Annotated in this window: 17 protein-coding genes; 15 read left to right on the top strand and 2 right to left on the bottom strand. The window is 37.6% G+C overall.

Features of this window, described 5'->3' with window-relative positions; translation table 11 throughout:
• Positions 1-111: 111 nt before the first annotated feature.
• From ANG_RS10190 to ANG_RS10140, 11 genes are all read left to right on the top strand, one after another.
• Complete coding sequence (locus tag ANG_RS10190; RefSeq protein ID WP_003033444.1) at positions 112-2,040, top strand: BglG family transcription antiterminator; 1,929 nt, start codon at positions 112-114, stop codon at positions 2,038-2,040.
• A gap of 25 nt (positions 2,041-2,065) precedes the next feature.
• On the top strand, positions 2,066-2,518 hold the full coding sequence (locus ANG_RS10185; RefSeq protein WP_025272016.1) for a PTS sugar transporter subunit IIA: 453 nt from the start codon (positions 2,066-2,068) through the stop codon (positions 2,516-2,518).
• 22 nt (positions 2,519-2,540) lie between these two features.
• The gene (locus ANG_RS10180) at positions 2,541-2,819 is read left to right on the top strand and encodes a PTS sugar transporter subunit IIB (protein ID WP_003033436.1); all 279 of its coding nucleotides are present in this window, start codon (positions 2,541-2,543) and stop codon (positions 2,817-2,819) included.
• 24 nt (positions 2,820-2,843) lie between these two features.
• Entirely contained in the window at positions 2,844-4,187 is a 1,344-nt protein-coding gene (locus ANG_RS10175; protein WP_003033480.1) for a PTS galactitol transporter subunit IIC, read from the top strand.
• Positions 4,188-4,370: a hypothetical protein gene (locus ANG_RS10170; protein WP_003033455.1), complete on the top strand. Its 183-nt coding sequence runs from the start codon at positions 4,188-4,190 to the stop codon at positions 4,368-4,370. It begins immediately after the preceding gene.
• Positions 4,367-5,197, top strand: a complete 831-nt coding sequence (rhaD, locus tag ANG_RS10165; protein ID WP_003033460.1) for a rhamnulose-1-phosphate aldolase — start codon at positions 4,367-4,369, stop codon at positions 5,195-5,197. The genes ANG_RS10170 and rhaD overlap by 4 nt, the downstream gene beginning before the upstream one ends.
• A gap of 86 nt (positions 5,198-5,283) precedes the next feature.
• Positions 5,284-6,741, top strand: coding sequence for a glutamate--tRNA ligase (gene gltX, locus ANG_RS10160; RefSeq protein ID WP_003033469.1), 1,458 nt, complete (start codon positions 5,284-5,286; stop codon positions 6,739-6,741).
• Between the two features lie 114 nt (positions 6,742-6,855).
• Entirely contained in the window at positions 6,856-7,554 is a 699-nt protein-coding gene (gene dapD / locus ANG_RS10155; protein ID WP_003033482.1) for a 2,3,4,5-tetrahydropyridine-2,6-dicarboxylate N-acetyltransferase, read from the top strand.
• A 12-nt stretch (positions 7,555-7,566) separates the two neighbouring features.
• Positions 7,567-8,697 carry an N-acetyldiaminopimelate deacetylase gene (locus tag ANG_RS10150; protein WP_003033472.1) on the top strand — a complete coding sequence of 377 codons (1,131 nt, stop codon included), beginning with the start codon at positions 7,567-7,569 and terminating at the stop codon, positions 8,695-8,697.
• Between the two features lie 44 nt (positions 8,698-8,741).
• The gene (locus tag ANG_RS10145) at positions 8,742-9,269 is read left to right on the top strand and encodes a 5-formyltetrahydrofolate cyclo-ligase (protein ID WP_003033441.1); all 528 of its coding nucleotides are present in this window, start codon (positions 8,742-8,744) and stop codon (positions 9,267-9,269) included.
• A complete protein-coding gene (locus ANG_RS10140; protein WP_020999442.1) occupies positions 9,262-9,942 on the top strand; it encodes a rhomboid family intramembrane serine protease in 681 nt (226 codons plus the stop codon). The genes ANG_RS10145 and ANG_RS10140 overlap by 8 nt, the downstream gene beginning before the upstream one ends.
• A 57-nt stretch (positions 9,943-9,999) precedes the next feature.
• Here ANG_RS10140 and ANG_RS10135 read toward each other — a convergent pair whose 3' ends face one another.
• Both ANG_RS10135 and tyrS read right to left on the bottom strand, forming a co-directional pair.
• Positions 10,000-10,836, bottom strand: coding sequence for a putative RNA methyltransferase (locus ANG_RS10135; protein ID WP_003033459.1), 837 nt, complete (start codon positions 10,834-10,836; stop codon positions 10,000-10,002).
• Between the two features lie 244 nt (positions 10,837-11,080).
• The gene (gene tyrS / locus ANG_RS10130; protein WP_003033470.1) at positions 11,081-12,337 is read right to left on the bottom strand and encodes a tyrosine--tRNA ligase; all 1,257 of its coding nucleotides are present in this window, start codon (positions 12,335-12,337) and stop codon (positions 11,081-11,083) included.
• A 183-nt stretch (positions 12,338-12,520) separates the two neighbouring features.
• Between tyrS and pbp1b the strand changes: the two genes are divergently transcribed.
• From pbp1b to ANG_RS10110, 4 genes are all read left to right on the top strand, one after another.
• Positions 12,521-14,857 carry a penicillin-binding protein PBP1B gene (gene pbp1b, locus ANG_RS10125; protein ID WP_003033448.1) on the top strand — a complete coding sequence of 779 codons (2,337 nt, stop codon included), beginning with the start codon at positions 12,521-12,523 and terminating at the stop codon, positions 14,855-14,857.
• 287 nt (positions 14,858-15,144) lie between these two features.
• Positions 15,145-15,426, top strand: a complete 282-nt coding sequence (locus ANG_RS10120) for a hypothetical protein (protein WP_003033466.1) — start codon at positions 15,145-15,147, stop codon at positions 15,424-15,426.
• A 107-nt stretch (positions 15,427-15,533) separates the two neighbouring features.
• Positions 15,534-17,507 carry a hypothetical protein gene (locus ANG_RS10115; protein ID WP_003033453.1) on the top strand — a complete coding sequence of 658 codons (1,974 nt, stop codon included), beginning with the start codon at positions 15,534-15,536 and terminating at the stop codon, positions 17,505-17,507.
• A 1-nt stretch (position 17,508) separates the two neighbouring features.
• On the top strand, positions 17,509-18,126 hold the full coding sequence (locus ANG_RS10110; protein WP_003033446.1) for an ABC transporter ATP-binding protein: 618 nt from the start codon (positions 17,509-17,511) through the stop codon (positions 18,124-18,126).
• The last annotated feature ends 328 nt before the right edge of the window (positions 18,127-18,454 follow it).

Genomic DNA, 18,454 nt, shown 5'->3' with positions numbered 1-18,454 from the left:
TAATTAAATCAGGGCAAGATTACTACATGATTGTAGAACTATCTTGCCTTTTTTTCGAGCAAAAGCTAGCATATAATAGATAATGAAAGAGCTCCTTGAGGGAGGTGGCAAATGAATATTCGACAAATGAATATCATGCAGTATTTATTGCGTCAGCAAAAATATGTATCAGCACAGAAATTGGCAAAAGTTTTTTCAGTGTCCAAAAAAACGATTTATACGGATTTTGAAATTATTCAAACGTTTTTGGCAAGTAAAAATGCATCTTTAGAAAAAGTACCAAGTCTTGGAACTCGCTTAGTGGCAGATAAACAGGTTTGTTCTCAATTGATTATAGAGATTGAACAAAAAAAGAATAATCTGGGGAAAGAAAAATGGTCGCCGGAAGAAAGAGAGGAGAATTTAGTTTCTGCCTTATTCTTGGAACATAGTGAACTTGATATTTTAGATTGGTCAATAGAGCATTATATTAGTGAAAGTTCAGTTAAGCGAAGTTTAGAGAAACTGGAGCACAAATTGCATAGAGAAAATCTTATGTTAGCCAAAAAAGGTGATAAAGTTCGAGTGGTAGGAGATGAAGCTGATATTCGGATTTTTCTGAGAAATTATTTAGTATCCTCTCAGCAGATAGCAAATATTCATAAGTCAGATCAAGCAGAGATTCTAGCGAAAGTAAGACATTTTTCTAAAGCTTATCATTTTCAAATCAATGAACAGTATGAGCCCTATTTAGTGTGGGATTTATGGATTGCAAAAACTCGATATCAAAGTCAATCATTTTTGAAAGAAACCAATCCAAAGATACTAGATAATTTAAAATTGTATGAATCGTACCTTTTTGCGAGTGAGCTTTTAGCTTCTGTTTTGAAAGTAGAGATTTCTAGTCTTCCAGAGGCAGAGATTGCTGCGTTGACACGATCACTTCTATCTGTGGGTTATGAGATGCTTCGTCCATTAACGGATGAAAAGTTTGAAACTACTGTTCATGCATTTATTGCAATGGTGAGTGAGCTAATTGATGTTGATTTTTCCGATGATGAGCATTTATATCAGATGTTACTCAACCACATTCAGCCAATGGTTTTTCGTTTACGTAATCGTATTCATTTATCTAATCTCATCACTGAAGAAATCAAACAACAGTATAGCGTGCTTTATCACGTTGTCTGGTTGGCTGTGAAAGTTCTAAATGAATATTTTGGGATTGAATTAACGGATGTGGAAGTGGCGTTTCTAACGATTCATTTTGCAATTGCAGTCGAAAAAAAGAGCCAACCGTCAACGATATATATCGTCTGTCAACATGGGGTTGCCACATCAGAATTGATTGTCAGCCAATTGAGAAAGTTGTTTTCTAGTGATGATAAGATAGTGAAATTAACACCAGCCGAGCTTGCAGAGCTTGATGTTGACTCTCTAGATTTAGTAATCAGTTCGGTTGATTTACCTGATTATCCTAAAGAGTATATTCACGTTGGAACGGTACTGACAGATATACAGCGTCGTGAAATTCAACAATCTTATTTGAAGATTACTAAAAGTAGTCGAAAGATTTTACGATTATTAGAGAATAACGAAGTTTATTCTCAATCTTTAGTAAATCATTTATTGGCTAGGACAATCTATCTTCATCAAAAAGTTGATAATGTGTCAGAATGCTTAGATAAAATTATCCAATTATCGCATCCAGCGAATCTAGCCGATAAACACTATACTGATTCTATTTATCAACGTGAAGAACTAGGGATTACGAGTACGTATACAGGAATTGCTCTCCCTCATGCAAACCCAGAATTTGTTCATCATTCGCAATTGATTATGATGACACTTGATAAGCCCATTTTATGGGGAGTAAACTTTGTTAAAGTTATTTTACTAATCGCGATTGAAGAGCGAGATTTAGAAACTTATAAAGAGGCATTGATTGAGATTTACTCACGAGTGGATAGCGCCAGCTATATTGAACAATTGGGGCAAGCACAAACATTAGAAGAATTAAAAAAATCTTTATTTGCTCCTGCAACTTTTGATACCATTTAACAAAATAGAAGGATAGAATATGAAAATAATGACTCAAATGATGCATCTAGATCTTATAAATCTAGTTGAAACTGCACCAGACAGAATAACATTACTTAGGAAATTATCGCAAAAACTGATTCAAAAAGGGTACGTAAAAGATAGTTTTGAGGCAGCTCTTTTAGAGAGGGAAAAAGAATTTCCAACGGGGTTACAATTAGAGAACACGGCTGTTGCGATACCTCATACGTATGCAGAGCATGTTTTAAAACCTTTTATCTTTTTTAACAAATTAGAAACTCCGATTTCTTTTGTGCAGATGGGAACAGATGATGTACTTGTAAATGCTGAATTTGTATTGGTTTTAGGAATTAGTGATCCAAAACAACAAACAGGATTATTAGTTGAACTGATGGAGTTGTTTTCAGATACTGTTTTTCTTACTAATTTGAAACAAGCGAAAAGTGAAGAGGAAATCTATCATTTATGTGGAAACTAAATATTTAAAGGAGGATACAATCATGAAAAAATTGATTGTAGCATGTGGTTCAGGAGTCGCTACTTCTCAAACAGTAGCATCAAAAGTAGAACGTCTACTTAAGGAAGCAGGGATTTCTTGTCAGATTGAGGCAGTAGATATGAAATCGTTGGAACATCATCTCCAGCAAGCAGATGGCTACATTTCTATTGTAAAAGCAAAGAAAGATTATGGAGTTCCTGTTTTTAATGGTATTGCTTTTCTAACAGGGATGGGACAAAAACAGGAACTGGATAAGATTATTCAATTTTTGAAAAGTTGATAGTTGATAAAGGAGATTTGAATAATGGATATATTAAAAATAATTGTCCAATATATTTTGGATTTAGGTGCTGCTGTTTTTGTTCCCTTCTTGATGTTGATTGTCGGACTTTGCATGAAAATGAAATTCAGAGATGCTTTTCAAGCTGCCCTTACTTTAGGGATTGCTTTTACAGGAATGGGAATTTTGGTGAATTTCATTATGACTAGTATGGGAAAAGCAGCAAATGATTTAACGACCCATACAGGTTTGTCTCTTACAGCGGTAGATATTGGCTGGTCCGGTGCAGCTTCTATTAGTTGGGCATGGCCATACGCTTTTCTACTCTTTCCTATTCAATTAGGTATTAACTTTTTAATGCTAGTAATGAATCAAACTAAAACTCTAAATGTAGACTTATGGAATGTCTGGAACAAAATTTTTACAGCAGTTATTGTGACTTACTTTACAAATAATGTGATTTTTGGTCTTTTAGCAGGAGCTGTAATTATTGTACTAGAATTAAAATTGGGAGATGCTTTTGCACCTGAGGTGGAACGATTAACTGGTATTCCAGGCGTTACCGTTCCTCACTTTATCTGTCTTATTGCTGTTCTGCTCCATCCAATTGATGAGTTATTAAAGAAAATCCCTATTCTCAATAAACAATTTGACGCAGATACTCTCAAGGAAAAGATTGGAGTTTTTGGTGAAAATTCTGTTATGGGAGCTATTATTGGATTAGCACTTGGTTTGGCTTCAGGTAATGGTATCAAATATGCTCTTACCTTGGCTGTACAGGCTGCGACGGCTTTGACTCTCTTTCCAATGGTTTCCAAACTGTTCTCACAAGCTCTTTCTCCAATTTCAGAAGCTGTATCTGACTTTATGAGAGAAAAATTTGAAGATAGAGAGGTCTATATTGGACTTGATTGGCCTATTTTAGGTGGGCGCAATGAGCTATGGGTAGCGGTTATTTGTACGATTCCTTTCTTATTGATTGGTGCGATTGTACTTCCTGGTAATATCGTTTTACCATTTGCAGGAATTATCAATCTTTCCTTTGTTGTTGGATCATTATTATTAACCAACGGCAATGTTCTTCGGATGATTATTCATGGTTTGATTTCTACTCCGCTTTTCCTTTATGGAGCAACATATTTCACACCTTACATGACACGACTTGCAAAAGAAACTGGGACATTGAAAAATCAAGGACTGATTTCTTGGTCAACTTTTGAAGGACCAGATATTCGCTACATATTAGCTACTCTTTTTCAAGGAAAACTTCTTTCGGTTGTTTTGTTCATCCTATGGCTGGGGCTATATATTTGGCTTTTGAAAGATCGTGAAAAATATAATCAAACACTAAAAGTAAAGGAGCAATAAATGAAAGAGAAGTTATTGTTACTGGCAGCAACCATTATATTTGTAGGATCGATTATTTTTCAAAATATATATTGGACAGCTGTAGCTTTAGGAATAGGTTTGTATCTTCAGCCCAAAAATATTTTTCAAGAATGGGAGGAAAGCCGTAAAGAGCGTTTCGTAAAAAGAGAGGGGAATCAATGAATTATCCAAATTATATTTCAGAATTGTTGGAAGTAACTTATGATATGTGGAAAAAAGGCTGGGATGAATATAATGGAGGAAATGTCAGTTATCGTTTAAAAAAAGAAGAAATACTTCGTTTGAAAGATGATCTGCAAGCGACTAATTATCCTATTATGGATAAAGAACAGACAGAGATCCCAGTAATGGAAATACCACATAATATGGTGGGAGAATATCTTCTCATAACAGCTTCTGGAAGTCATTTTCGATATTTACATCATCAGCCAGAGATAGATACAGGGATCATAAAATTAACTAAGCAAGGCTATCAACTTATTGCTGGTTTCAAAGATGGAAAGCGACCAACAAGTGAGATTTTTATGCATATATTAGCACATGCCGCTCGGTTACAGCAAGATAGTGAGCAACGTGTTGTGATTCATAATCATGCAACAAATATTGTCCTTTATTCATTACTTCATCAGGTGACCAGTCGCTCTTTAACATTTGATTTATGGTCAGTATTGACGGAATCAATTGTTGTTTTTCCAGATGGGATTGCAGTTTTACCTTGGGAAGTTCCAGGAACTCAAACGATTGGGGAGTTGACTGCAAAAGAACTAGTAGATCACCGATTAGTTGTGTGGGCAAAACATGGTGTTTTATCTACTGGTCGTGATTATCAGGATTGTTTTGGTCTGATTGAAACAGCGGATAAAGCGGCACATATTGCTTTGGATTTGCAACGTATTAGTGGTAAGGAACTTTCAGAAAATAATATTTTAACGAAAGAGAATCTTCAAGCAGTTTGCGAAGTTTTGCATGTAACTGGTAAATATCTATAATGAAAAGGCTGTTGCTCAGCCTTTTCGTCTCTTCTTAGTTATGGTATAATGAAAATAATGATATTTTGAATCGAGGAGACATAAAAGTGGCGAATCAAATTCGTGTGCGTTATGCACCAAGTCCAACGGGACTGTTACACATCGGGAATGCGCGGACTGCGCTCTTTAATTATCTTTACGCTCGTCATTACGGCGGAACTTTTATCATTCGGATTGAAGATACTGACCGTAAACGCCATGTGGAAGACGGGGAACGTTCGCAGTTGGAAAATCTGCGTTGGTTAGGAATTGATTGGGATGAGAGTCCAGAAACGCATGAAAAATATCGCCAGTCTGAACGTTTGGACATTTACCAAAGCTATATCAATGAATTACTTGAAAAAGGCTTGGCTTACAAATCATATGTGACGGAGGAAGAGCTGGCAGCAGAGCGTGAGCGTCAGGAAGCTGCTGGAGAAACACCTCGCTACATCAATGAATATCTAGGAATGTCTGAAGATGAAAAAGCAGCTTATATCGCAGAGCGTGAAGCAGCAGGCATTGTTCCAACAGTTCGTCTTGTGGTCAATGAATCTGGTATTTACAAGTGGAACGATCTTGTCAAAGGTGAGATTGAATTTGAAGGTGGCAACATCGGTGGTGACTGGGTTATCCAGAAAAAAGACGGCTATCCAACTTATAATTTTGCGGTTGTGGTAGATGACCATCTGATGAAAATTTCCCATGTCATTCGTGGAGATGACCACATTGCCAATACCCCTAAGCAGCTCATGGTGTACGAAGCGCTCGGTTGGGAAGCGCCACAATTTGGTCACATGACCTTGATTATTAACTCCGAAACGGGTAAGAAATTGTCCAAACGTGATACAAACACGCTTCAATTTATCGAAGATTACCGTAAGAAAGGCTACCTGCCTGAAGCCGTCTTCAACTTTATTGCCCTCCTTGGCTGGAATCCTGGCGGTGAAAATGAAATCTTCTCTCGTGAAGAATTGATCCAACTCTTTGATGAACATCGTCTCAGCAAGTCTCCGGCTGCTTTTGACCAAAAGAAATTAGACTGGATGAGCAATGAATACATTAAAAATGCGGATTTTGAAACCATTTTTGATATGGCGAAGCCTTACTTGGAAGCGGCTGGTCGTTTGACTGACAAAGCTGAAAAATTAGTTGAACTTTACAAACCACAAATGAAGTCTGTAGATGAAATCGTACCGCTCACAGACCTTTTCTTTGAAGATTTCCCAGAGCTAACGGCAGAAGAAAAAGAGTTTATGGCAGGCGAAACGGTACCAACGGTTTTGAAAGCCTTTAAAGAAAAATTGGAAGCTATGAGTGATGAAGACTTCAAGTCGGAAAATATCTTCCCACAAATCAAGACAGTGCAAAAAGAAACGGGTATCAAAGGCAAAAACCTCTTTATGCCAATTCGTATCGCTGTTTCAGGCGAAATGCACGGTCCAGAATTACCAGACACCATTTACCTGCTTGGACGTGAAAAATCTATTGAGCACATCGAAAATATGTTGAAGAACATCCAATAAATTTAACGAAAACATCACATGTGTTAAACTTGTGGTGTTTTTGCTTTTATATGATGAAATGCTTGATTTTATGTTATAATAACCCTTAATACTAAATCAAAGTGAGGAATGCTTATGCCAGCTACTAAAATGACCGCACAGGAAATTATTCAGTTTATAGCGGATGCTAAGAAAAAGACAAATGTAAAAGTGACTTTTGAAGGAAAACTAGCGGGCGAAGTACCGGATTCTGTTGTCAAATTGGGCAATGTTCTCTTTGGTGACTGGGAGGAAATTAAACCTCTTTTGGTTAACCTAGAAGAGAATAAAACCTATGTGGTGGAGCAGGATGCTCGAAATTCTGCCGTGCCGCTGTTAGACAAGCGTGAGGTCAATGCTCGGATTGAGCCAGGAGCTATTATCCGCGACCAGGTGGCAATCGGTGATAATGCCGTGATTATGATGGGAGCTGTTATCAATATCGGAGCTGAAATTGGTGCTGGAACGATGATTGATATGGGAGCCGTTTTGGGTGGTCGAGCTATTGTTGGAAAAAACAGCCACGTGGGTGCTGGGACTGTTCTTGCCGGTGTCATTGAGCCTGCCAGCGCAGATCCTGTCCGAGTGGGGGACAATGTCTTGATAGGGGCCAATGCTGTCGTTATTGAAGGAGTGCAGATTGGCAATGGTTCTGTCGTCGCTGCAGGGGCTATTGTGACGAAAGATGTGCCAGAAAATGTTGTTGTAGCCGGTGTGCCTGCGCGTGTGATTAAGAAAATTGATGAACAAACCCAGCAGAAAACAGCATTGGAAGACGCTCTTCGGACACTTTAAAGAGGGAAATGTATGATTGATTATCAAAAAATTCGCCGATACTTGCATCAAATTCCGGAAATTGGACTGGAAGAGTATAAGACTCATGCCTATCTGATGAGAATAATTGATGAGTTGACTGCTGGCTTGGATTTCGTTGAGATTCGGACTTGGCGTACGGGAATTTTGGTCTTTGTCAAAGGCAGTACACCTGCTAAGACGATTGGCTGGCGGACAGATATTGACGGTTTGCCGATTGTTGAGGAGACAGGGTTTGCCTTTGCTAGTCAACATGAGGGACGTATGCATGCCTGTGGGCATGATATGCACATGACAATCGCTCTGGGTTTGTTGGAGCAACTAACTACTGAGCAGCCTAAGAATAATCTACTTTTTCTTTTCCAACCAGCTGAGGAAAATGAAGCTGGGGGCATGCTGATGTATGAGGACGAAGCCTTTGGTGACTGGTTGCCAGATGAATTTTATGGGCTTCATGTGCGGCCTGACCTCAAGGTAGGAGATATTGCTACGAATACTAGTACACTTTTTGCAGGGACTTGTGAAGTTAAATTAACTTTTAAGGGCAAGGGTGGTCATGCTGCATTTCCACATAATGCTAATGACGCTTTGGTAGCAGCTAGCTATTTTATCACTCAGGTTCAGACCATTGTGAGTCGCAATGTAGATCCGATTGAAGGAGCTGTCGTCACCTTTGGTGAATTCCATGCTGGAACAACGAATAATGTGATTGCTGAAACTGCCTTTCTGCACGGAACCATTCGAACATTGACGCAGGAGATGAATTTGCTCACTCAAAAACGCCTGCGGGAAATCGCTGAAGGAGTAGCGCAGTCTTTTGGTGTAGAGCTTGAGTTGGAGTTGAAACAAGGCGGTTATCTTCCTGTGGAAAACGATTCTGAACTGGCTGCTGAATGTATGAATTTTTTCCCAAAAGAGAATGGCGTGCACATGATTGATATTTCACCCGCAATGACCGGTGAGGACTTTGGCTATCTGCTCAGTAAAGTCAAGGGTGTGATGTTCTGGCTGGGAATTGATAGTCCTTACGCACTTCATCATCCCAAAATGGCGCCAGATGAAGCAGCCCTGCCTTTTGCTATTGAAAAATTTGGGAAGTTTTTAAGTGCAAAAGTTAATGAATAATGGGCTGAGAATGTTGATAATGTTTCTGATTGAGGAGAAGATAAATGAAGGCAGATTTGCGCAAAACTATAGTCAGAAAAATGAAAGAGCAGGAATTGATAGTAAAACAGCAGAGAGATGCTTTGCTCACTCAGTACTTGCTGGAATCTTCTGCTTATCAACAAGCTAGAACAGTTGCTACTTATTTATCTTTGCCACACGAGTTTGATACAAGGATTTTCATCAGGCAGGCTCAAGCAGATGGCAAGCGGGTTTTGGTCCCTAAGACTTATCCCCAAGGGCGCATGACTTTTGTAGATTATAATCCAAATGACTTGGAATTGACTGTTTTTGGTATCTGGGAACCAAGAAGTGAACGAGCGGTGGAAAAATCTCATATTGATTTGATACATGTTCCAGGTGTTGCTTTTAACAAAAAAGGCTATCGTATTGGCTATGGAGGTGGCTATTATGACCGCTATTTGGCTGATTTTAAAGGGATGACAGTAAGTACAATTTATCTTTACCAGTTAGTTGATTTTCAACCAGATGATTGTGATATTCCCGTTCAGAAGGTATTGATTTGTGAATAAAATTTATGATAAACGTTATCCAGTAACGAACTTATTGTTGCTTATCACGACAGGAGTTTTCCTAGCAATGTTCCTGTTGCGTGGCTTTAATTATGCTAGCACCCAAACGATTTATGAATTTGGGGCAATGAATGGTCGAACGATTCAATATTTTCCAAGTCAGATTTGGCGCTTGGTATCGGCGATTTTTGTTCATATCGGCTTGGAGCATTTTGTGATGAATATGATTACGCTGTATTTTATCGGACGACAAGCTGAGGATATTTTTGGCTCGTGGAATTTTCTGTTTCTGTACTTGATGTCTGGTATTTTAGGAAATGTCTTTGTCTTTTTTTTCACTCCAAGTGCTGTGGCAGCAGGTGCCTCTACATCTTTGTTTGGGATTTTTGGTGCTATTATTACTTTGCGCTACGCGGTGCGAAATCCTTACATTCAGCAACTCGGCCAGTCATACTTAGTTCTTCTAGTTATGAATTTGGTATTGAGTTTGACACCGGGAATTAGTCTGGCAGGACACTTAGGTGGTGCAGTCGGAGGCGCTTTGTGTGCGGTTATTTTTCCAGTCCGTGGGGAAAGAAGAGCTTATCAAGTGGGGCAACGGTTATTGGCGTTGATTGCTTATATTGTTTTAGCTTTGGGAATGATTTGGTTAGCTTTTAATCGAGGCATATAAAAAGAGGTTGAATAGACTGCTGTATCTCGCAGCAATCTGTTTTCACCTCTTTTTGCTTTATTTCTGTTGACCAACTAAAATCTTTGCAGCAATCGTGATGCCAGTTAATGGTGACCAATCTATTTTATCAATGTCAATATTAAAAAGAAGCGGTGTCATGTGAAGAAGTGCCGCTTTCTCGTTTTCTCTCAAGCTGAAAGTAGCTGCAACGTCATAAGAATTCGTAATGGTAAAGGCTTCCTCAAAATGCTCAATGATTTTGTGGTTGGAATAATTTGTGTTGGTTAATTGCTCGGCAACGATACCACGAATTTCTTGCAAGTGTTGGCTGCTAGGAATCACCTTAATGAGCAAGCCGTTTTTCTGCAAGACGCGCTGAAATTCTTGGTAATTGGCAGGAGAGAAGATGTCTAAAATCATATCCATGCTAGCATCTTGAATAGGGATGTGCGCCAGATCTCCAACAAACCAATTTACCGTCAGGCTGTGGTCGCTTTTGGCTGCTAGTTGAATAGACTCTTTTGACAAATCGAATGCATAGATATGTTTATCTGGTAATTGTGCTTGCAAATTTCGAGCATAATAGCCTTCTCCGCAACCAATGTCCAGCAGATTACCATGTTGTGGTAAAGATGATAAAATTTCTAGTAATTTCTTCAAAATTGGCTGGTAAAATCCTGCTTCGAGAATCAATTGTCGATTTTGAAAGTTGGATTTATCGTAGTCTTTTGATTGCTTCACCTGTGGAGCCAAGTTGACATAGCCAAACTTTGCCAAGTCGAAGGAATGCTTATTTTTGCATTTGAGACTATTTTCTGATAAAAACAAGGCTTGCTGACAAAAAGGGCAAGAAAAAAGCTTAGCCGTTTCAAAGCGTTTAAGTTTGGGTTTCATGCGTTTTCTCTTTCATCAATTTCTGTGTCTAGTGTAACATGTGAGGAATGCTTTGACAAGTAGATAAAGAAAGGGAATTTTAAAATGAACCACACTTTTAAAGCGGTTGGAGCTAAAACAAGCACTATGGTAATATGCTTTTTGCTAAGTGAGAATGAAAAGAAGCTGGAGCGAAAAGTCTCCAGCTTCAAAGTATATAGCGCAATAAACCAACGATGTAGTAGTTGATTGCTCTCTTTCCTATTTAGTAAGTCAAAACAAAATATTTTTTCTTACCACGACGAATAACAGTTAGTTCATTTTCCAATTTGTCAGCGTCCGTTAATGTGTAGTCAAGGCTTTGAATGCGCTCGCCATTGACATAAATAGCACCGTTTTGGACATCTTCACGCGCTTGGCGTTTAGAGTTGACAACGCCAGCCGTTACCAAAAGTTCCACGATATTGAGATTGTCATCTGCTTTCACTTGATAATTTGGCACACCACGGAGACCTTGTTTAAGCTCTTTGACAGAAAGATTTTTGATATTTCCGGCAAAAAGTTGCTCGGTGATGTTGAGTGCTTCTTTGTAAGCTTTTTCACCGTGCACGAGTGTAACGACTTTCCGTGCTAAGATTTTTTGTGCCAAACGCTCATGTGGAGCTGCTTCAAATTGTTTCCCGATTTCTTCGATTTCATCAAGCGGAAGAAGAGTGAAAATTTTAAGGAAACGAACGGCATCAGCGTCCATGACATTCATCCAGAATTGGTACATTTCGTAAGGACTGGTCTTATCGGCATTGAGCCATACAGCGTTGCCTTCTGACTTCCCAAATTTCTTGCCAGTTGCGTCTGTGATTAGAGGCACTGTAATGACATGAGCTGTTTTGTCTGCCTTCCGACGAAGCAATTCAGTACCAGCAGTCATATTGCCCCATTGGTCAGAACCACCGATTTGCAAAGTGACACCGTATTGCCGATTTAACTCAAAAAAGTCATAGCCTTGCATGATTTGGTAAGCAAATTCGGTATAAGAAATCCCTGTTTCAATCCGTTTTTTTACGGATTCTTTACTCATCATGTAGTTGACGGTGAAATATTTTCCGACATCGCGTAGAAAGTCAATAAAACTAATATCAGAGAACCAGTCGTAGTTGTTGACCATTTCAGCCTTGTTGTCGCCATTTTCAAAATCAAGAAAACGCGATACTTGCGCTTGAATGCTCCGTACCCAGCCCTCAACTGTGTCTTTTGTTTGTAAACTCCGCTCTGTATCTTTAAATGATGGATCGCCAATTAAGCCAGTTGCACCGCCGACGAGAGCGTAGGGTTTGTGACCTGCCAACTGTAAATGTTTCATGACAAGGATTGGTACAAGATGACCGAGGTGCAGGCTGTCAGCTGTTGGATCATAGCCAGAATAAAAACTAACATTTCCTTCCGCTAAGGCTTTGCGCAATGCTTCTTCATCAGTTGTTTGAAAAACCAAACCGCGTTCTTTTAGCTCATCAAAAATGTGCATATCTGTCTCTCCTTTATAAAATTTCTAGTTATTGTAACATTGTATCACAAACAGCCATTAGAAGGTAGTAAAATTGCAAAAATAATTTTAAAAAAACAATGATTCTAGCCAAGGATTGCCTTTCCTGTTGTCAGAAGTTTCATAAATTTGCTATAATAGGCAGAGAAAGTTCAAGGAGAAAGAATGAGTAAACAAGTTTTTGAAAAGATCAAACGATTGTTTGAGAAATTTTTTCAAACAAATCGTCCTAGCAAAAATGAAAAAGAAAGCTGGACACTTTGGAGTGTTGGCGGGACTGTCCTTCGTACTCTGAAATTATTATCAAATGTCTTTTTTGTGTTTGTTTTTTTAGGTTGCTTGTTTGGTGGAGGCATTGCATTAGGCTATGGTGCACGAATCTTTGACAAGGTTGAAACTCCTAAAAAAGAAGAGCTCATCAAAAAAATTCAAGATATTTCAACCATTTCTGAATTAAAATATGCTGATGGCAGCTCCATTTCAGCCATTGATAGTGATTTGTTGCGAGTGCCAATTAAGAGTAAAGATATTTCTGACAATGTGAAAAAAGCAGTCATTGCGACAGAAGATGAGAATTTTCGGAAGCACAATGGGGTTGTCACAAAAGCTGTTTTGCGGGCGACGCTAGGCTCTGTTGCAGGGATTGGTTCCTCAAGTGGAGGTTCTACCTTAACTCAACAGTTAATCAAGCAACAAGTTGTCGGCGATGCTCCAACCTTTAGTCGTAAAGCATCAGAAATCATTGATGCGCTGGCTTTAGAACGCTACATGAGCAAAGACGATATTTTAACGACTTATTTGAATGTGGCACCGTTTGGGAGAAATAACAAAGGGCAAAATATTGCTGGTGTGGAAGAAGCTGCACAAGGAATTTTTGGAGTTCCTGCCAGCAAATTGACAGTTCCTCAAGCAGCTTTTATTGCTGGGCTGCCACAAAGTCCGATTGTCTATTCTCCTTACACGGCTGATGGTAGTCGAAAAAGTGCTAAAGACATGACATTGGGACTCAATCGTGCAAAAAAAGTCATTTATAATATGTATCGAACTGGTGCGATTAGTAAAGATGAATACCGATTGTACAAAGATTATGATTTAAAACGGGATTTTCTACCTGCCGATCGCTCTTCAAAAAATTCGCATGATTACTTATATTACGTTGCTCTGAAAGAAGCGAAAAAGGCAATGTATGATTATTTGATTAGTCGGGATAATGTTTCACAACAGGAATTGAAAGATGATGCAACAGTCAGGGCTTATCAAGAATTAGCAGCAAAAGAGCTAAGCGATGGTGGCTATACTGTTACTACAACGATTAACAAAAAAGTTCACAATGCTATGCAAAAAGCGGTTGCTAATTTTGGTAATGTATTAGATGATGGGACGGGTGCAGTTGAAGCCGGAAACGTTCTCATGGACAATCGTACAGGAGCTGTTTTGGGTTTTATAGGAGGACGTAATTATGCTTCTAATCAAAACAACCACGCTTTTGATACGGAGCGCTCGCCCGGTTCAACGATTAAACCGATTTTAGCTTATGGTATAGCCATTGACCAAGGTCTGATGGGAAGTGCCAGCATGCTGTCTAATTATCCAGCAAATTTCTCTAATGGCGATCCCATTATGCATGTGGACAGTCGTGGAACAGCGATGATGGATTTACAGGAAGCTTTAAATACTTCTTGGAACATTCCTGCGTATTGGACTTATAAATTACTTCGCGACAAAGGGGTCAATGTCCGAGGGTATATGGAAAAAATGGGTTATCAGATTGATAATTATGATATTGAAAGCCTACCAATGGGAGGTGGTGTTGAAGTATCTGTTGCCCAACACACGAATGGTTTTCAAACCTTAGCTAACAACGGAGCGTATCAAAAGCGCTATATGATTGAAAAGATTACGGCAAAAGACGGGAAAGTTGTCTATGAGCATAAAACAAAACCTGTTCAAGTTTATTCCAAAGCAACAGCGACAATTATGCAACATCTCATGCGTGGAGTTCTGAGTTCAGGTGCTACAACGACTTTCAAATCTCGTTTAACACAGATCAATAGCGGCTTGGCTAATGCTGATTGGATTGGGAAAACTGGTACAACTAACAATAATGGAGATATGTGGCTCATGGTATCTACTCCTAAATTAACATTAGGCGGTTGGATTGGTCACGATAACAATGCCTCAATGGCGGCTTTAACGGGTTACAATAACAATGCGCAGTACATGGCTCATTTGGTGAATGCAATTTACCAAGCAGATCCAAGTATTTGGGGTGTTAAAGATAAGTTTAATCTTGATTCTAGCGTTATTAAATCAAATGTCCTTAAAGCAACTGGTGAAAAATCTGGAAATGTCAGTGTGAATGGCCGTACGATTAATGCAACTGGCCAAACAGTCACAAGTTACTGGGCCAAAAACGGAGCGCCGACTACAACTTATAAATTTGGAATTGGTGGGACAGACAGTGATTATCAAAAAGCTTGGGAAGCACTTTTAGGAAAATAACGAATGGTAAAAAGAACATTTCATTTTTAAAATCGGGGTGTTCTTTTTAAATATGCAATTTTTAGTCTGTTGTATGCAACCCATAAACTAATAGTTATGATAAAAATAATATTATTTCTCTTAATGTAAATAAGGTGTAAAAAAAGAAAAATTCCATTGACAAAGAAATTATAACTATGGTATTATGGACGCGATAAAACGTTTTCAATAAGTGTTTTTACAAATTACTATTCATTAGGTTATAAGGAAGCTTCTGAAATAATAAAAAAATAATATGTAGGAATATCATGTTCAAAAAGATATTTCAACGCACGGCGGTTATTTTAATGTTATCAGTAGGGCTTTTGGCTGCAGCTGAAACATTTGGTTTTTCAGGTGGAGTGACGGGACATCTTTGGTTTGGTAAGGTCTGGGCTAGATGGAATAGCCACCCCAAAACTAACAATAATGTTGTTATATACGCTTGTGGGAAAACAACTAGTAAGTCTTATGCCTCTAACCGCTCAAGCGCTTATACAGAAGTTAATCGTATACCATCTGGCAATAGGGCGTATTGGCATTATTATTAATTATGCAAAGTTCGTTTGTTGATTCGTAATATACAAAAGAATTGGTGGAGAGAAGGTTTGGTTTTCTCCACCAATTTTATACTGAATGGCAAAATTTTTGGAGGCGTATGAAAAAAATATATTGGGTGGTTGTTTTTACTTTTTTAGCCACGTTGTTTTTTTACCTTAGTCAGCTTATCAAAGAAACCTATCACTTCTCTATTCCTCATGCTAAGGCCTCAATTCAGGTGGTGGATTGGGATAAAGTTAAATCTTCAGCAACAATTTATAAGGAATTAGAGAAATTTTCTCGCGAGCAAAACCTTGAGATATACAAAGTTACTTTCGGAACATCTCCTAAAGGACATTCTCAAAAAAATGTTTATTATTTTCCATCTAATCGAGCCTATCGTTATGATACGTCATGTCTCAAGGATAAGGTTATATTCAAGAAAAGTAGTTCGTTAACGATTGAAAACCCTTTAGGTATCTATTATTTGAAAAAAGAGATACCTGAAAAATTTATTCAATTGTTAAAAGAGTTGGGCTTAAAGGTTGAGATTGAGCGCAATATGCTGAGGCTCATCCTTACTCAGTTTTTTTCTAATGAGTTGGGATTTCTATTATTCTTTCTTAGCTTTATCATTTTTCTGATTGATTTATTTGTTTCCCTGTCTCTTTCTAAAAAAATAGGAATTCTTGAATTGCATGGGCGCAATATTTTTAGTCTATTATTTGGCGCTTCAAAGATTGAAGCTCTTCTGTTGTTTATGTACTTTCTCTTTTCAGCAATCTATTTTCCTTTAGGACTTCCGTTTTTCATGACAGCGGCTCTTTTAGTTTTCTTCCTTTTACAACTAAGTCACCTTGTATCAATTTTTGTGGCTAAAGGGCTGTCTTCTATTACAGAAAAAATAAAGGAAAAGAAACCCTATAAAAAGTTGTTGGTTTTTAATGTACTAATCAAAGTGTTTGTTTTAAGTGTGTGTGCTGTGACACTTTTTCAAGGTTTTAAGGATGTGAAAACATTAAGAACAATAGAGAAAACATTGGCGATTTGGCAAAAAATACCGAATTATGCACAACTCACTTTTAGTGAAAATACAACACTTATTTCTGGAAAGTATAGTAATCAAGCAGAAAGTGAAGAAAGAGACCGAAAGTCTCGGAAAGCGATTGCCGATATCTTGTCACTGGGTGAAGCAACAGGTGGCCTTTTTGCTGAGTATAAAAAAATTAATATGCTTAAATCAGAAGATAAGACTCCTCCTTTTTCGAACTATATGGTTGTTAATCATCAATTTTTAAAGGAAGTGCCAATCTATACTCCAAAAGGTGACCGAATTGGGCAGCTTACTAAGCATAAGTTTTATGTAATTGTTCCTGAAAACCTCATCTCTAAGCAAAAGCAAATTATACAAGTTATGCGAGAAATCATTACTTTCCACCAGAATGTCAGGACCGGCTATAAAAAGCTTTATGAAGGAGAGATAGAGGTTCTTGTTTCGAAAGCCAATCAACAAATTTTTAATTTTAACACATCTGATTTGACAAAAACGACTATTTATAATCCGGTCATTTTGGTGGGAGCCATTGAATTATTTGGAAAAAATTCAGATGTCCTAGTTGCTGAAGTATCGCAAGGACGTTATTTATTCAAAGATACTGTTCCTATCGCGAAATATATCAAAACTCATCGATTAGAAGAAGATTTTGCGGGTCTAATCTCTAGTCGTGAAGAAGCACTTCGTAAGTTGAATATGATACAATCACAATTATATTTGAAGCTGGTAGGTGTAGTAGCAAGCGGTGTGATTTTTGCCATCATCAATTATTTTTTAATCATGACTTATCTGGAAGTTGAAAGGAAGAAAATTATAATTTGGTATTTGTTTGGGAAATCTTTTCTGGAACGTCATGCACAATTTTTACTATCTATGCTAGCCATATCATTTGTGACATTAATGATAGTATTTTGGCTAAATATGACTGTCTTTTCAATTATAAGTGGAATTCTTTTTATTGATACTGCCATGTACGCTCTATTGCTTCTATTTTTTGAAAAAAGAGAACGCTTGACAACACTAAAAAAAGGAGACTGAAATGAACGTAATTGAAGCTAGAAATATCTCTAAAAGTTATAAAGAGAAAGTGATTTTTCAAAATTTATCATTTGTTGTAAATGAAGGGGAAATAGTTGGTATCATTGGGGATAGTGGCAAAGGGAAAACGACATTGTTAAATTGTCTAGGACAATTGGATGAGATTGATGCTGGAGAGATCTTCATTTATGGAAACAAGATTAATAAACAACAACGAAAAAAGTATTTTAAAGAAGTCTTTGGTTTCTTATTTCAAAATTTTGCTCTTATAGATAACGAAACAGTTTTTAAGAATTTAAATTTTATCTCAAAAGATAGACAACTAATAACCCAATATTTAGAAGATTTTGGGTTAGGGAAAGATTGTTTAAATAAGTATATTTTTCAATTAAGTGGTGGTGAGCAGCAGCGAATTTCATTGATACGAATGCTATTAAAATGTCCTAAAGTTATTTTTGCAGATGAACCCACAGCTTCATTGGATGAAGAAAATGGTTTGTTTGTCATTAAAGCATTGCAAGGATTGAGAGATAAGGGGGTAGCAATTATTATTGTGACACACGATAAACATCTATTACAATATTTTGATCGAATCATAGATTTAAATCATATAGAGTGACGTCACAGATATTATCTATTTAATTAATTGGAGAAATGCAATGTTAAATCCATCTTAATCACTGGACAAACAATATTATAAAAGTATTGCATTAGCTGGCTAGCTTTGCTATTGATATAAAATAAAAACACTTTCATAAGTAAAGGAGCTTGAAAAGCGGAGTAAATTAAGGTATAATATTATTAATAATTTGTCGTCTGCTTTATTTGAAATATTGTCCATATAAAGCTTACAGCAGTTAAATCATACTTTTAGAGTCAGATTTAGCTGCTCTTTTTGTGCCTATTTTTAGGAATTTTGTGTTTTGTCATCAAAATTTAAAAATTCT

Origin of the sequence: Streptococcus anginosus subsp. whileyi MAS624, from assembly GCF_000478925.1 — a bacterium.
Taxonomy (GTDB): Bacteria; Bacillota; Bacilli; order Lactobacillales; family Streptococcaceae; genus Streptococcus; species Streptococcus whileyi.
The sequence above is the reverse complement of the archived record's forward strand: the minus strand, read 5'-3'. Positions and strand labels throughout refer to the sequence as shown.

Excerpts from the sequence above, each read along its gene's own strand:
- ANG_RS10135 (WP_003033459.1), bottom strand. The coding sequence starts at position 10,836 with ATGAAACCCAAACTTAAACGCTTTGAAACGGCTAAGCTTTTTTCTTGC.
- ANG_RS10120 (WP_003033466.1), top strand. The coding sequence starts at position 15,145 with ATGTTCAAAAAGATATTTCAACGCACGGCGGTTATTTTAATGTTATCA.
- ANG_RS10145 (WP_003033441.1), top strand. The coding sequence starts at position 8,742 with ATGAAGGCAGATTTGCGCAAAACTATAGTCAGAAAAATGAAAGAGCAG.
- ANG_RS10175 (WP_003033480.1), top strand. The coding sequence starts at position 2,844 with ATGGATATATTAAAAATAATTGTCCAATATATTTTGGATTTAGGTGCT.
- ANG_RS10110 (WP_003033446.1), top strand. The coding sequence starts at position 17,509 with ATGAACGTAATTGAAGCTAGAAATATCTCTAAAAGTTATAAAGAGAAA.
- tyrS (WP_003033470.1), bottom strand. The coding sequence starts at position 12,337 with ATGCACATTTTTGATGAGCTAAAAGAACGCGGTTTGGTTTTTCAAACA.
- dapD (WP_003033482.1), top strand. The coding sequence starts at position 6,856 with ATGCCAGCTACTAAAATGACCGCACAGGAAATTATTCAGTTTATAGCG.
- ANG_RS10180 (WP_003033436.1), top strand. The coding sequence starts at position 2,541 with ATGAAAAAATTGATTGTAGCATGTGGTTCAGGAGTCGCTACTTCTCAA.
- ANG_RS10170 (WP_003033455.1), top strand. The coding sequence starts at position 4,188 with ATGAAAGAGAAGTTATTGTTACTGGCAGCAACCATTATATTTGTAGGA.
- ANG_RS10115 (WP_003033453.1), top strand. The coding sequence starts at position 15,534 with ATGAAAAAAATATATTGGGTGGTTGTTTTTACTTTTTTAGCCACGTTG.
- rhaD (WP_003033460.1), top strand. The coding sequence starts at position 4,367 with ATGAATTATCCAAATTATATTTCAGAATTGTTGGAAGTAACTTATGAT.
- ANG_RS10150 (WP_003033472.1), top strand. The coding sequence starts at position 7,567 with ATGATTGATTATCAAAAAATTCGCCGATACTTGCATCAAATTCCGGAA.
- ANG_RS10190 (WP_003033444.1), top strand. The coding sequence starts at position 112 with ATGAATATTCGACAAATGAATATCATGCAGTATTTATTGCGTCAGCAA.
- pbp1b (WP_003033448.1), top strand. The coding sequence starts at position 12,521 with ATGAGTAAACAAGTTTTTGAAAAGATCAAACGATTGTTTGAGAAATTT.